Genomic DNA, 13,034 nt, shown 5'->3' on the forward strand with positions numbered 1-13,034 from the left:
TTAAAATTAAATATTTAAGCATCGGAAGCATCTTTAAATATTTCATCAACAATTGCTTTTGCTCTCTCTTTTGGTGTCATCTTTGCAAGCCTTGCATCTCTTTCTTCGTTTTCTTTTTTTATTTCTTCTTGTATTCTTTCAAACTCATCGTCTTCATCATCAGAACCGCCTTCTTCAAATATTTTTAGCCATTCATCTAACGATTTTTTTTCTTCCATTCTTTCCACTTCCTTTCAATAAACTTTCCTATCATTTTTGAAATTTTTCGTGGTTTTGGATTGTTATTATACTCACTCCAAGCTTCAGCTATAAATTCTTCCCGTTGATTCGTTGCATACCTAGATAATTCATTTTGTATTTCAGTTTTGTTTTGCTCATAGAATTCTCTTACATTATCACTTTTAGAAATATTTAACAGCTTGTCTATCTGATGTCCAAATTCATGATCAAAAATAGATTTCATTGTATCACAGCCAACAGGTTTCCATCCATTAGCCACTTGCCTTTTTCTTTCAGCAATAACATTATTATAATTATTGTAGTAATTTGAGTTCAATGATATTCCAGCGTATTTGTTTACTATTTTTATAATTTCATTTTCATCTGGATTATTTCCTAACCTAGCAACATGAAATGATTCCGCTGTTCGATTGTTTTTTATATTCAATTTACCTAAAATATAATCTACTAATTCTTTAGTTCCTTTTGTCAATTTATTATTCTTAGCATAATTTTTCAATTCCGCTTCAAGCAATTCATTTCTCTTTTGCATACTTCCAACAAATTTAATTTGCTCTACAACTTCTGGATATTTACTCTTCATAGCCGCAAGTCCACGATTCCACTCGTTAGCACAACGTACATCAATACCAGCATAGTCAGCTTTAACTCCCACTACTTTTTCAGCATAGTTATTTGCTTCTTTTACTGTCTTTATTGAATCAATTATACTCCTGTTACCGTCTTTTTTCAATGGTTTAGTAAGCACAAAATCAGGAATATCATATTTGTCAGCAAATGCTTTTACTTTTTTCTCATACTTTTCCTGAAGCATTTCTATATACTTTTCATTTCCGACATTCCCCGCAAAACTTCCTACATCTTGGCTAATATCATCGCCACCCACAACTTCATCGGGATTTACCTCATCTGCTGTCAAAGATACTGTATAACACCTACAGTTATATCCATTTGGTGGAAAATATTTATCAGCTTCAAGCGTTCCTATCTTAAATATTTTTCCATTAAGTTCTCGTGTATGCTCTTGTTCCCTTCCGTCTAATGTTCCGCAATACTGATAATATGGATAACGTTCTTTGTATTTATCCATTTTCATATATATTCCAGTATTGTAGGCGTGATTCATATTAGTTCTAAATACTGTTTTTAAATATCCCTCATTCAATGCCAATCCACTTTGCGATAAAATATTATCCACGTCTTTTTTCCATTCTTTGAATGTTCCGCCATTCTCAAGCGTATTTGACATTTGTTTAAATATCTTTTCTGTAACATTCACATCAGTAACTTTCTTAATCCAAAAGTTTTTATGTCGTGCATACTCAATTTCATTTTCAATGTTGCTGTAAAGAGCAGGATGTTTTTTCAAAAAATTATCAAGTGCTGCATTTCTTGTCTGAGTTCTAGTGCTTGAAAATTCTATAATTCCATCGTCAACCATAATAGCATTGTCAAATCCTTTCATTGTTGACATCAATAACAAGTCTTCCAAAGTATTGTCATAATCAAACTCCAAATCAAATAAATCTGATACATCGTTTGCTTTTTCCAATTTTTCCCGTACGGCCCTTAACACATTTTTGTGCCATTTTTTGAAATTATTTTCAATGAATTTATCAAATTGTTCCTGATTTTTTTCTATTTTTACACGCTTTTCATAAATTTTTTTTTTGGAAAATTCAATGCTGGACTTATTAAAGGTATTTATTCCAAGATTATCAGAATTTACTGAAGTTTCAACTTCTACAAGATCTGTTGCTTCCATTCCCAGAAATTCTGCCAGTTTTTCTATTGTCAATTTGTATCCGGAAGCAGATAATTTTGATATTGTATCCATTTTTTTTGACAAAACTTCCGCCTTTTTATTTTCTAATTCCAACGTTTCATTTTCATCAATTTCTTCCACAAATTTGAAATAAAAATTTCTACTTTCATAACCGTACAGTTCCGCATCAATTTCAATAATTTTTTGAAACCAGTCCCTGATTTTCTTTATCTTTGCATTTATTTTAAAGTCCTTTTGCCTATCGTGAACTTCTCCCAATGCTCTGTTTCCACTACTTCCATCTATTCCACTTACAAGCGTACTTCCCAGTATATATTGCTTAATGGCTTTGGTTTTTTCCTGTCTTAACTGCTCATATATTTCTGGTTTTAAATCATCCAGTTTTATAAATTCAACAAAATCTCGTAGTGGCTTATCACCCGAAGTAGGAATTGCCAAAATATCCTTACCTTTAGCCTTTTTTAAATCTTTGGCCTGCTGTTCCACGCTTTTAAACCTTGCCTCTTTTTCTTCCCTTGACGCTGTTTCAAGTGGCGGCTCGTAAGCAAATACTGTGATTATATCTCCATATTTTTCAATAATTGCATTTAATTTATTATCTAAATTCTCTTTAGCCTGATACACTTTTACAAGCGGCTCTAAATCACTTTCTCCTTGTAAATTTTCAAGTGATTCATTATTTACACAAAGCAGGAATCTATTTTTTTCATTATCAATTATTATTTCGTTATTCCTTGTTTTAACTTTCCATCCAGTATCTTTATTGTATGAAATATATCTATTTGGCAACAGTATTAAATCTGTAATTATCATATTTTCATATGAAATTTCAAAAATACTTTTTTTATTTATCGTTGCTTTTAACATATTTGATAATATAGTTGACATATTTAGATTATTAAATCTTTTTTGTATTTCTAGTGCCTGCTGTTCCAAATCTGTTATATCTGTTGCAATCATCCATTCCCTTGATACAATTGATTCATTCATCAATTCCAAAGCTGCACTTATATCAATATCTTTTTGCATTCTTTTTAATAGTTCATCTGTTAATTCACTTGAACCACTGCCTGTTCCTAAGCTAATTATTTCCTGAACTAATTTACTTGTAACATTTTGTCTTATACTCATACTCCAATAAACTTCCTTTCATATCTTACAAACATCTTATTCAACTCATTTATAACTATTCCAGCATAAGAACACACATCAACAGCGTCATCATGTGCAGCATTCGGAAACTTCAATAATTGTTCCTCTAATTCATACAACTTTGGCAAATTTTTATAAAAGTATACTTTCCCAGTTTCAAACATTACTGATATTGCCAATGCTCTAGTTGTTTTGTCAACATCGGCTATTAATTCCTTTAATGCTATGCCTTCCCGCTCTGCCTGCTGTTTTATTCCTATTCCAGATGATTTTGTTTCTATTGCCTGAAATTTCAAGAATCCATCATATTTCACTCTATATTGTTTTATAGTGGCCCACTGATCAGGAACTTCTATTTTATCTAAGAATAAATCTGTTAAATATAAATTATATTCTTTGTCACAAATCCAAGTAGCTATTGCCGTTGAATCACTGCTCTTTTTGACAGTCAAAGCTGTGTCTATGGTTTGAAATGCAAAACATTCTTTTGTATCAATTCTTTTCAATCCAGCTTCAGATTCAATCTCAATATATCTATTTTCAATTACTTTAAAATATTTGAAGTATTGCCGCTTAAATAATCCGCCGTCTTCTGCCTGTGGACGTTGTTGATATAACGATATAAATTCCCGCTCACCTACTGCTTTTCTTATTGCCTTTAATTCCTCAATGCCATATCTTTCTGGCCATAATGCTTCTCCTGGTTCTCTTCCTAAAATATCCTCTTCTTCTGCAATTGCAGGCAGTACAATTGGTTCAAATATTTCTCCAGTTCCATCCCGCATTTCCTTTTCAATTCTTCCAACCAAATCATCATCATGCCATCTTGTCTGAATAATTATTATTCCGCCTCCAGGTGCTAGCCTTGTACGGATTGTTGATTGGTACCAGGACCAAACTTTATCCCTTTGGACTTTTGAGTTGGCATCTTCTCTATTTTTAAATGGATCATCTATAATTGCTATATGTGCACCTTTTCCAGTTGCTGAACCGCCTACTCCAGTTGATACTACTGAACCACGCTTTAGGTTTATTCCCCAGTTTGCCCCCGCTGATTTATCTTTGTCAATTTCATTGTTAAATACTCCTGTTCCTGTTTTGCTATGCCTTTTATACGTATCTCTTGCTATTTTCCCAAAGTCACTGGCAAGATCTGCATTGTATGCTGCAATGATTATTTCAAAATCTGGATTACTTCCAACTACCCAAGCTGGCATTTTTTTAGTTGTGGTTTCAGATTTTGAATGTCGTGGCGGCATACAAATATACATTCTTGGTGATTGGCCATTTTTAACTTTTTCTACAAATTCCTGAACCTTAGCTGTTAAAAATTCTATGTGTCTTGCTCTTTTATAATTGCCTTCCCCATCATAAATAAGAAATTCAAGAAGATTACGCCGTGCTTTTTCCTTTTGTATTTTCCGCTTTAACAGTTCCTGTTGAATTTTATCCTTGATTTCCATTTTCCATATCCTTCAGCAATTTGTTTAATTGCTCATCACTTAATTCTGATAAATTTAAGTCTTCTGATATAGTTACTTTCTGTTCCACTTTTTTATTTTCCGTATATTCATCAGGAACTATATTTGACATCAAATATTTTTGAGCCCTTACATCACCTTGTATATCTTTGGCAATCTTAGTCTTTTTTGTTTCTCCTGTCTTTTCTCCAGTTTTGGTAACTACAATATCCTCTTCCCGTTCCTCTACCGTTCTATATCCCACTGCACTTTTATACATTGCATCTTCTACTTCCCCCAGCATTCGTCCTTTTTTCAATGCCTTGTAGAAATGTATATTTTCCTGATTATATTTATAGAACGTTGAAATAGAGATTCCCAGTTTATCTGCTATTTCCTGATTAGAATAGATCGGCTTTCCTACATCATTTACCATACGAGCCAATTCAAATAATTTTTCCAGCATTTCTCCAGTCAGTTTTGTAAGTGAGCCATTTAATGGCTGATTCTTTTTTATGCCCGCAGGAACTTCAAATGGAACATAAATAAAATCACTTAAATCATTCCAATTTTTTCTTCTAATATAGTTATTTAAGTTTTGTGGGGATATTCCATATAATTTGGCTATTTGCCGTTTATTTATTGCCTTATCATTTCCGTCAGCTTCATAAAGTTTTGTCTGATAATATTGTTTTAACTTTGACAACTTCCACTTCTGCATTCCTTTTTCACCTCTTTAAAATAAAAATAGCCCTTCAAATCGTGAAAATTACCCAATTAGGGTTTCACAATTCAAAGGACTCTCGGTCTCTACATTTATTAATTAAATTATATCATATTTTTATCATTTTTCAACCATTTTTACTTATTTTCAAAAACCAACATTTGTGAATAAATGTTAATTATTGCCACTTTTTTATTTTCATATTTTCCCCAAATTTCCCTTGCTTACAATTTCCTATTTTTCAAAAACCAACATTATAAATAATATAATGTGGGATTTTATCATTTTTCAATTTTTGACTTTTGCTTCTTCTTCCCTTAGTTTAAACTTTGTAAAAATTTTCACAAGCGTATCCTAGATACTGATTTTATTGGCTTAGTTGTACCTCGGACACTTTTGAAATATCCTCAAACCATTGATTTTACTGGGTTTGCTTATCCTCTAAAATTAAATTTTACCAAAAATAGGGGGTAAACATATTGCTCGAAGTTTTTTGTTTCAAGTTTATTATTATTTTGAGTTTTTGTTTATATACCTCGTAGTATTTTTACTTTTTCACTACATCATTAACCAGAATTTCTAATTCTAATGATTCTTGCAAATAATCCGTACATTTGTTTATAAAACTTATTTTTTTCTTTGTCCATTTGTTATAAAAGCACTCTAGAACTTCCTTTGAGATACAATTTTTTTATAACAAGTTTCAAAACTCTCTTTTTTGTTTATATTTTTTATAAAAATCCCTAAACTTAACAATTACACATAATATAATACTATATATGCAACTACTAAAAAAGACTATCAAAGCCATAATTTATAATAGTTTCAATAGTCTACATTTCACACTTTATTTTTCAAATATTACCTTTTTCTAAAAAAAGTTTATCAATGAATACCTATACTTGAATTTGCCTCTAATATACTTTTATCAATATCCCTATTTACATACTGCAAATAAATTAAAGTATTTTTCAGACTCTTATGTCCTAAAAACTTTTGTACTTTTATAATATCCACATTCTCACTAAGTAAATGAACGGCCCTAGTATGTCTAAAGGTATGTGGTTTAACCCAATCATATCCAAGTATGTTCAACCCGTATTTTTTTATCATATCGTATGCTCCATATCTTTGATATATTTTTTTACCTTTTGCTGTTACTCTTGTAAAGAGCTTATCTTTTTTGTCCAGTTTATATTTATTGATGTGTACGAGCATCATATTCATTAATTCGTTACTTATGATACATTCTCTTTTCGCTGCTTTTCTTTGTTTTGAATTTACAAGTTTAACCTTATTGTATTTCAAATCAATATCTCTTATATCAAATGATAACGCCTCACTTATTCTTGCTGCTGTTTCAAACAAAAATCTGACTAACATTTTGTGAAAATCATTATGTATCATTTTTTCTAATTCAAAATATTCCTGTATTGTTAAATATTTTATTTCATGTTCTACATAATAGTTTTTTTTATTTATTATTGTTACTCCAGATTGATAATTGTTTGTTATGTTATAATTATTTACAATTTCCATCTATAATATCCTCTTTTCTCAGTTTTATAACTACCTTTTGCCCACATATTTCTCTGTGCCTGTTATCTCTCCGTTTACTATTGCATACTATACAAATACCTTCACCATCTGCATAAATTTCTGATTTACTGCCTTTTATGTGTATAATTTTTCTATCCTTTTGTTTTTCTATAGCTAAAACAGCTCCGCATTTTGGACAAGTAATTTTTCTTTCCCTAGACAAGTAACCTTCTCCCCTTTCTGTTTATTTGTTCCTGCATTGCTTTCAAATCTCTTGATTGATATATTTTTAATGTTTCCATATTTTCAATTCCCAGATTTTGTGCTATTGTATTTAAATCAATACCATTTTTTATGCAGTCGATTGTATAAAAATGTCTTAAATTATGTAAAAATAGCTTGCTCTTTTTTATCCTTGCAGCTATTCCAACCTTTTCAAACACAGAGGATAATGCCCTTTTCTGTACAGTTTTATCTTGCAATGTAATAAATAATTTCTCATTTGTTAAATATAACTGTTTTCTGTATTTCCGAAATTCCCGACAAATTTTAACTATGGTTGCTGGAATCAGAACTGTCCTAATTTTGCTTCTCTTCCCAACTACTTCCACCTTTCCAGAAATAACATCATCAATATTTAATTGCAATGCTTCTGATATTCTCAATCCTGTACTTGCTAGTAATTGAATCAAAATAGTGTTTCGGAATTTATAAAATTTATTTTCCTGTTTATCAATAACTCGTAAAATTCTTTTTATTTCATGAATTGACAACTCTTTTTTATAAAATCGATCATAAATCCTTATCTTGATTTCAGGTAAATGTATTTTAATTCTAGCATTTTTTACCTCAACAACTGGTGCAGTAATATTTTTCTCATAGTACAAAAACTTCAAAAAACTTCTTATTGATTCAAATTTAGTGTTAATTGTCTGTCCCTTATTTTTGGAATTTTCCAAATTTTGTTTGTATTTGGACATTGTTTGACTATTTAAATCATCTACATTTTTTATTTTCATATCGCTTAGAAATTTTTTTACATTTGTAACATACGTTTTTATTGTATTTTCACTATGATATTTCTTACGCAAATATTCTGTAAATTCATATTGTAATTCAATCAACAGTAATTCCCGCCCCTCTTTTTTTCAGTTTATTCTTCAATTTCAATTTTTGATAGTATTACCAGTAATTTTTCCATTTCTGGATTTCTAAAAGCATAATTTAAATAATCTGTTGGATTTCTATAATGATGTTTATTAGCTTCTATATGCTGTCTACACGCTTTTTCTGTTAAAAAAGCATTATCGAGAATATATTTAAAATCGCCAATGTAACAATGAAAATACATCCATTCCCTATCCAGATCTTCCAGACAAATATTGTCAATTTCTTCCAAAACATTCTCATCATCAGTAATTTCCCTCAAAATAGCCTTCACTTCTTCCACACCTTCCGATGTATTTTCAAAAATTCCTAACGAATCGCCTTCAAATACTGCTTCAAAATATTCCCCTTCTCCATTAGGATTTGTTTGAAATTTTTCACTTCTAATTTGATATATACGAGGATTGGCTGTCATTCTGCTACTTTGTGTATTCAATTCATGTTTTAACTTTTTTAAGAAATTTATCTCATCTACGGTTAAATTACTTATTTTCATTTTATTTTTCTCCTAATAACATTTTATTTTTTATCTCTTTCATATCAGTATTCAAGCCTATTTGTTGATTTTTCATGCAATTGTATTCAAGTGGAATAAATTTTAAATTTTGATTATTTACCCCAATACTTTTATAAGTTATCAACTTTGGCTTTGTCTGTCCAAAAATTCTATTAGTTCCTGAATAATATTCTACTGTTTCATAGGGATTTAGCATAAAATTCTTGTATATCCCCTCAAATTGCCAGTTAAAAAAATTATCTGATTCTTCCACAGACATCATACATAATCTTCTCCATCCCACTGAGTCAATCACGGCATGAATCCCTTTATCTTCAAAAGCAATCATTCCACTGCTTCCATTTCGTCTGATAGCAGTTTGCAACATTTTTTTGGCTAAAATTAATTGATTTTCTAAATTTCCTTTTTGTGCGTATTTCAAAATAGTCGGAACTTTAGGAATAAAATCTGATTCATATTCCTTTACAATTTTTCCAATCGCATAATTAAATTCTTCGGCTGTTAATTCTGCAAGTCCAGCAAAATATAAATTAGTCAGTTCTTTATTTGCTTTTGTATTAGGATAATAGCCGAGTAAAAGTTTAAATCCTTTATTAAATTCATCTATTGTCATTATAACCCTCCAAATACTTCTTTTAATGATTCAGCACTGACTTTAAAATCATCTTCATTTTGTTGCGGTTGTTTGTATGATTTATTTTTATTGCCATTTTCTTTTAACTCAAAAATACCTACCCAGCCATTTTCAATACTTTGCTGGATAATTTTTATAGCCTTGTCTTCATCGTTATTAGATAATTTTACTAATTTGTCCATAAATAGCTTTATAGCATAATCTGTCATTTTTTTCTTACGAGTTTTTTTATATTCGTTAAAAACTTCTAAAAAATTTTCACTACAAAACGGAAAAGAGAAATTACTTTTTTCTTTTAATATTTTCTTTTTATTATAATTATTATTATAATTATAATTATATTTATTATTATCTTTATTATTTATTGCCCCCTTTTCGTTATACGTATCGTCTAGCATATCGTCTGACGTATCGCAAAAAGTATTATTTTTAGAGGATTTATCAGTATTTTCGTTTCTTTCATCTTCTTTTTTTCTTTCCTCATTTTCTTTCGTGCCGTTATCCGTATCGCTTGACAGTTCGATATATTCATCGTCTAACTTGTCGTTGCTCGGCTTGGTACACGTATCGTTAGACGTATCGTTTTCATTAGTTGCATTATCATTTTTTGATGTGATTTCTTTTTTATCCGAATTTTTATTAATATAAGTTACTATTATTTTTTTTATATTCTCATTTTGACATTGCTGAGAAATAATTTCCAAAAATTTCTTTTGCTTAACATTTTTTAGTTCACTTATAATTAAATCAATGAAAGGTTTTCCACCTCTATTTAAGTTATCTTTTGCCCAATCTAATAGTATTATTTCTCTTGTTTCACTATCATATTTAATCAATTTATGATATGTTTCAAACCTAGTCACCAAAGCATTAATACTTTCCATTGAATATCCTAAATCGAAAGACATTTTCTTTTTAGTAATCTCATATATTCCAATCTGAGAAGTCTGATCATTAGTCATCAAATAAAGATAAAAAAATTTATCTTCTGCCGTCATTTCATCTTGTATATACGCATCTTTCCAAAAACTTGTCCTGATTTGTCTAAATTTAGCCATAGTTATTCTCCCTTTTTAATTCTATTTCTTTTTTCTATTTCTCCAAGCAATATACTCTTTGTATTTCACAAACTGTACATCCAGTAAACTTATTTTTTCGTTGTCTATGACAATATACGGGTATTTTATTTCAAAATTTTTAATACCCGTATATGTTACAGAAACTTTTCCATATTCTAAAATTAATTTTTTCCTTTTCATTTTTCCCTACTTGTGATATAATAGTTGTAGGTTAAAGAATATAGAAAATTTGTATGTCAGTGTCCTTTTCACTGGCATTTTTTATTCCATATCTTCATCATCATCAAATCCATTCAGTATTTCTATTGTTTCTTTAAATTTATTTTTATCATCTGAAATACCTTCATTAATTTTTTTGATTATTATATCCATTTCATCATTTAAAGCTCGTACATCGTTTCTAAGTTCTTTAAAGCTCTTAGCCTTACACAATATTAGTTTTTCATCAATCCAAGCTCTCAGCCCGCTCCTAAGAGCTGTAAAGTACCATTTGGCTACAAATTGTAATTCTCCTTCCTTATTTTTTTGTTCATATCCAATCGCAAAACATCTCGGTAAACTTTTTATGTAATAATTTTTATACAAATTTATATACATTTTTATCCTCCCGCAATTAATCTTCTTCCAATATCATCTTTCTTATTTCAGCTATTAATGGAAAACTTTTTTCTGTTCTAGTTTTAATCATTTTGAAAAAAACTGTATTCAATTGAACCATACTTAAATCCTTCAATCCAAGATAATAAAGACTCATTTTTTCAGGTGTCATTTCTTTAATTCCATAATAAACAATAAACCCTCTAAAAACTTCATTAAATTCTCTTAATTCCACTTTCTGTTTCCTCCTAATACCCATTTTAATATTTTTACTTTTTCATTCATTTTTTCTGCTTCAGAATCCCATCCTGAAATTCTTAAATGCTTATAAAGTCTTACATTCAACTTTGTAATTTCAATTCCAATTTCTTCTTTTGTTCTCACTTTATTCACCTTTCCATCTGCACATAAGAACAATTAATATAACTATGTAAATCATATTTACTCCACCCTTTACAAAAATATTAGATTCATAAATTTCCATATTATTAACTACAATAGCGACTATAAAAGCAATCACACCTATATGTTTCAAATTAAACCATCCTTTCTGTTTTTTATTTTTATTATTTACTTTACTTTTCCATTCCAAAGTTTCAAATTTGTACATTTTAATTACCTCCAATTTTTATTTTATTATTGCATATCTATCAGCTTATATCTTTCTCTAAAATACTTTGCATTGACTCTTCCTTGTTGAACAAAAAAATTTTTATCTTTTAATTCCTTGTTCAACTCTCTTATAATTTTATATGCTGTATTTGCACTGACAGACAAAATCTCTTTTACATCATTAACTTTATAAAAATCTTTTTGTTTTTTCATTTTTTATAATCATTCCTTTCCAATTTATTTTTAAACTATCTCAACTTTATTAAACAAATCATCACCTATTCGATTTTTTGCCATCTCAGCATATTCCTTGTTCAATTCAATTCCAATTCCGCTCCGATTCAACTGTTTTGCTACTTTTAAAGTTGTTCCTGAACCAAGAAAAGGATCTAATACAACTCCATTTTCTGGACAGCCACTTAATATACATCTTTTTACCAATTCTTCTGGGAACGTTGCAAAATGATTTTCTTTTATACCTTTTGCAGCAATTTTCCATACAGTTCTCATATTTCTTCCCTTTTCATTGTAAACTGCTTTCCAAGGTTTATTTATTTCCCTCATTCCAGTTCTGCTTTCTCCTGCTCCCAAAAATTTCTTTTTCCCAGTAGGCATTATTCCATTTTTAAAACCACTTATAGTCTTGTCTGAATAAGGCTCGTATTGCTTTTCAAAATAATATCTCTCATTTTTTGTAAAGAAAAATATTTTTTCAAAATCATTTGTAAATCTATCACTAACTGATTCTGGAACTATATTAGGCTTATGCCATATTATTTCATTCCTCAAAATCCAGCCATTTTCAATCATATTTATTGCAAATCTTTCAGGAATCATTATTTTTGATTTTTTTCTTACATCTGCATTTCTTTTTTTTACTATTTGTTTATCCACGTTACAATTCTTATTATTACTTCCATTTACAAATTTTGAATTAATATTTGAATAAGTGTCTCCTAAATTTATAAACAATGTTCCTGTATTTTTCAATACTCTCCAGCATTCATTAAAAACATTCGTTAATTTTTCAAGAAATTCTTCTACAGTATTCTCTAATCCTATCTGTCCATCAACTCCATAATCCCGAAGTTGCCAATATGGCGGAGATGTCATTATACAATCCACACTTTCATTTTCTAATAATTTTATATTTTCTAACGCATCTCCTTTGATTATCTTAATCATCTTGTTTTCTAGTTTTCCCTCCGCTTATTTTACTTTTTGTCATTAACTTTCACATCTTTTTGAATAGATTCATAAACTTCTAATTTTGCCTTTAAAGCTGAGTTTTCTTTTTCAAGTTCTATAACATCTTTTGAAATATCATCTAATATTTCATATGGATTTCCGAATTTCCACCAACTACCTGTTTGAAAAGCATTTCTAATTGTGTTTATTTTTTCTATTATTTTCATAACTCTATTCTCCTTCTTTATATTTTTATACTTAAATTGAAATTTTTTTAGTTTTTTATTATGAAATTCTGACATCTGGTTATTATCTCCCTTTGGTATTCATATTAACCTC

The 13,034-nt window shown here is 29.3% G+C and carries 18 protein-coding genes; all 18 read right to left on the reverse strand.

Annotated elements, in window-relative coordinates; translation table 11 throughout:
- Nucleotides 1-14: 14 nt before the first annotated feature.
- Nucleotides 15-227 (reverse strand): hypothetical protein, encoded by a 213-nt coding sequence (locus K324_RS0105090; protein ID WP_156906964.1) that lies wholly within the window; start codon nucleotides 225-227, stop codon nucleotides 15-17.
- Nucleotides 197-3,157, reverse strand: a complete 2,961-nt coding sequence (locus K324_RS0105095; RefSeq protein ID WP_026748207.1) for a phage head morphogenesis protein — start codon at nucleotides 3,155-3,157, stop codon at nucleotides 197-199. The genes K324_RS0105090 and K324_RS0105095 overlap by 31 nt, the downstream gene beginning before the upstream one ends.
- Nucleotides 3,154-4,641 (reverse strand): phage terminase large subunit, encoded by a 1,488-nt coding sequence (terL, locus tag K324_RS15170; protein WP_051354393.1) that lies wholly within the window; start codon nucleotides 4,639-4,641, stop codon nucleotides 3,154-3,156. Before terL ends, K324_RS0105095 begins: the two co-directional genes overlap by 4 nt.
- Nucleotides 4,625-5,359, reverse strand: coding sequence for a COG3415 family protein (locus tag K324_RS0105105; protein WP_026748208.1), 735 nt, complete (start codon nucleotides 5,357-5,359; stop codon nucleotides 4,625-4,627). The genes terL and K324_RS0105105 overlap by 17 nt, the downstream gene beginning before the upstream one ends.
- An 888-nt stretch (nucleotides 5,360-6,247) precedes the next feature.
- A complete protein-coding gene (locus tag K324_RS15175; RefSeq protein WP_026748209.1) occupies nucleotides 6,248-6,901 on the reverse strand; it encodes a tyrosine-type recombinase/integrase in 654 nt (217 codons plus the stop codon).
- Entirely contained in the window at nucleotides 6,885-7,124 is a 240-nt protein-coding gene (locus tag K324_RS0105115; protein ID WP_026748210.1) for a hypothetical protein, read from the reverse strand. The genes K324_RS15175 and K324_RS0105115 overlap by 17 nt, the downstream gene beginning before the upstream one ends.
- On the reverse strand, nucleotides 7,117-8,025 hold the full coding sequence (locus K324_RS0105120) for a tyrosine-type recombinase/integrase (RefSeq protein WP_026748211.1): 909 nt from the start codon (nucleotides 8,023-8,025) through the stop codon (nucleotides 7,117-7,119). The genes K324_RS0105115 and K324_RS0105120 overlap by 8 nt, the downstream gene beginning before the upstream one ends.
- 29 nt (nucleotides 8,026-8,054) lie before the next feature.
- Nucleotides 8,055-8,564, reverse strand: a complete 510-nt coding sequence (locus tag K324_RS0105125) for a hypothetical protein (RefSeq protein ID WP_026748212.1) — start codon at nucleotides 8,562-8,564, stop codon at nucleotides 8,055-8,057.
- Nucleotide 8,565: 1 nt separating this feature from the next.
- Entirely contained in the window at nucleotides 8,566-9,198 is a 633-nt protein-coding gene (locus K324_RS0105130) for a hypothetical protein (RefSeq protein WP_026748213.1), read from the reverse strand.
- Nucleotides 9,198-10,277, reverse strand: coding sequence for a hypothetical protein (locus tag K324_RS15180; protein ID WP_051354394.1), 1,080 nt, complete (start codon nucleotides 10,275-10,277; stop codon nucleotides 9,198-9,200). The genes K324_RS0105130 and K324_RS15180 overlap by 1 nt, the downstream gene beginning before the upstream one ends.
- Nucleotides 10,278-10,298: 21 nt before the next feature.
- On the reverse strand, nucleotides 10,299-10,478 hold the full coding sequence (locus K324_RS0105140; RefSeq protein WP_026748214.1) for a hypothetical protein: 180 nt from the start codon (nucleotides 10,476-10,478) through the stop codon (nucleotides 10,299-10,301).
- 81 nt (nucleotides 10,479-10,559) lie between these two features.
- The gene (locus K324_RS0105145; RefSeq protein WP_026748215.1) at nucleotides 10,560-10,895 is read right to left on the reverse strand and encodes a hypothetical protein; all 336 of its coding nucleotides are present in this window, start codon (nucleotides 10,893-10,895) and stop codon (nucleotides 10,560-10,562) included.
- Between the two features lie 16 nt (nucleotides 10,896-10,911).
- Nucleotides 10,912-11,130: a hypothetical protein gene (locus tag K324_RS0105150; protein WP_026748216.1), complete on the reverse strand. Its 219-nt coding sequence runs from the start codon at nucleotides 11,128-11,130 to the stop codon at nucleotides 10,912-10,914.
- Nucleotides 11,121-11,279, reverse strand: coding sequence for a hypothetical protein (locus K324_RS15720; RefSeq protein ID WP_156906965.1), 159 nt, complete (start codon nucleotides 11,277-11,279; stop codon nucleotides 11,121-11,123). The genes K324_RS0105150 and K324_RS15720 overlap by 10 nt, the downstream gene beginning before the upstream one ends.
- A 1-nt stretch (nucleotide 11,280) precedes the next feature.
- Nucleotides 11,281-11,505: a hypothetical protein gene (locus K324_RS0105160; protein WP_026748217.1), complete on the reverse strand. Its 225-nt coding sequence runs from the start codon at nucleotides 11,503-11,505 to the stop codon at nucleotides 11,281-11,283.
- 26 nt (nucleotides 11,506-11,531) lie between these two features.
- Nucleotides 11,532-11,720: a hypothetical protein gene (locus K324_RS0105165; protein WP_026748218.1), complete on the reverse strand. Its 189-nt coding sequence runs from the start codon at nucleotides 11,718-11,720 to the stop codon at nucleotides 11,532-11,534.
- A gap of 30 nt (nucleotides 11,721-11,750) precedes the next feature.
- Nucleotides 11,751-12,689, reverse strand: coding sequence for a DNA-methyltransferase (locus K324_RS15185; RefSeq protein WP_026748219.1), 939 nt, complete (start codon nucleotides 12,687-12,689; stop codon nucleotides 11,751-11,753).
- Between the two features lie 32 nt (nucleotides 12,690-12,721).
- On the reverse strand, nucleotides 12,722-12,922 hold the full coding sequence (locus tag K324_RS0105175; protein WP_156906966.1) for a hypothetical protein: 201 nt from the start codon (nucleotides 12,920-12,922) through the stop codon (nucleotides 12,722-12,724).
- Nucleotides 12,923-13,034: the final 112 nt, after the last annotated feature.

This window comes from Leptotrichia trevisanii DSM 22070 (assembly GCF_000482505.1).
Classification (GTDB): Bacteria; Fusobacteriota; Fusobacteriia; order Fusobacteriales; family Leptotrichiaceae; genus Leptotrichia; species Leptotrichia trevisanii.

What these genes read in the sequence shown, in the direction of transcription:
- terL (WP_051354393.1), bottom strand. Translation starts at nt 4,641, where the DNA reads ATGGAAATCAAGGATAAAATTCAACAGGAACTGTTAAAGCGGAAAATA.
- K324_RS0105140 (WP_026748214.1), bottom strand. Translation starts at nt 10,478, where the DNA reads ATGAAAAGGAAAAAATTAATTTTAGAATATGGAAAAGTTTCTGTAACA.
- K324_RS0105130 (WP_026748213.1), bottom strand. Translation starts at nt 9,198, where the DNA reads ATGACAATAGATGAATTTAATAAAGGATTTAAACTTTTACTCGGCTAT.
- K324_RS0105160 (WP_026748217.1), bottom strand. Translation starts at nt 11,505, where the DNA reads ATGTACAAATTTGAAACTTTGGAATGGAAAAGTAAAGTAAATAATAAA.
- K324_RS15180 (WP_051354394.1), bottom strand. Translation starts at nt 10,277, where the DNA reads ATGGCTAAATTTAGACAAATCAGGACAAGTTTTTGGAAAGATGCGTAT.
- K324_RS0105095 (WP_026748207.1), bottom strand. Translation starts at nt 3,157, where the DNA reads ATGAGTATAAGACAAAATGTTACAAGTAAATTAGTTCAGGAAATAATT.
- K324_RS0105125 (WP_026748212.1), bottom strand. Translation starts at nt 8,564, where the DNA reads ATGAAAATAAGTAATTTAACCGTAGATGAGATAAATTTCTTAAAAAAG.
- K324_RS0105105 (WP_026748208.1), bottom strand. Translation starts at nt 5,359, where the DNA reads ATGCAGAAGTGGAAGTTGTCAAAGTTAAAACAATATTATCAGACAAAA.
- K324_RS0105165 (WP_026748218.1), bottom strand. Translation starts at nt 11,720, where the DNA reads ATGAAAAAACAAAAAGATTTTTATAAAGTTAATGATGTAAAAGAGATT.
- K324_RS15175 (WP_026748209.1), bottom strand. Translation starts at nt 6,901, where the DNA reads ATGGAAATTGTAAATAATTATAACATAACAAACAATTATCAATCTGGA.
- K324_RS0105145 (WP_026748215.1), bottom strand. Translation starts at nt 10,895, where the DNA reads ATGTATATAAATTTGTATAAAAATTATTACATAAAAAGTTTACCGAGA.
- K324_RS0105175 (WP_156906966.1), bottom strand. Translation starts at nt 12,922, where the DNA reads ATGAAAATAATAGAAAAAATAAACACAATTAGAAATGCTTTTCAAACA.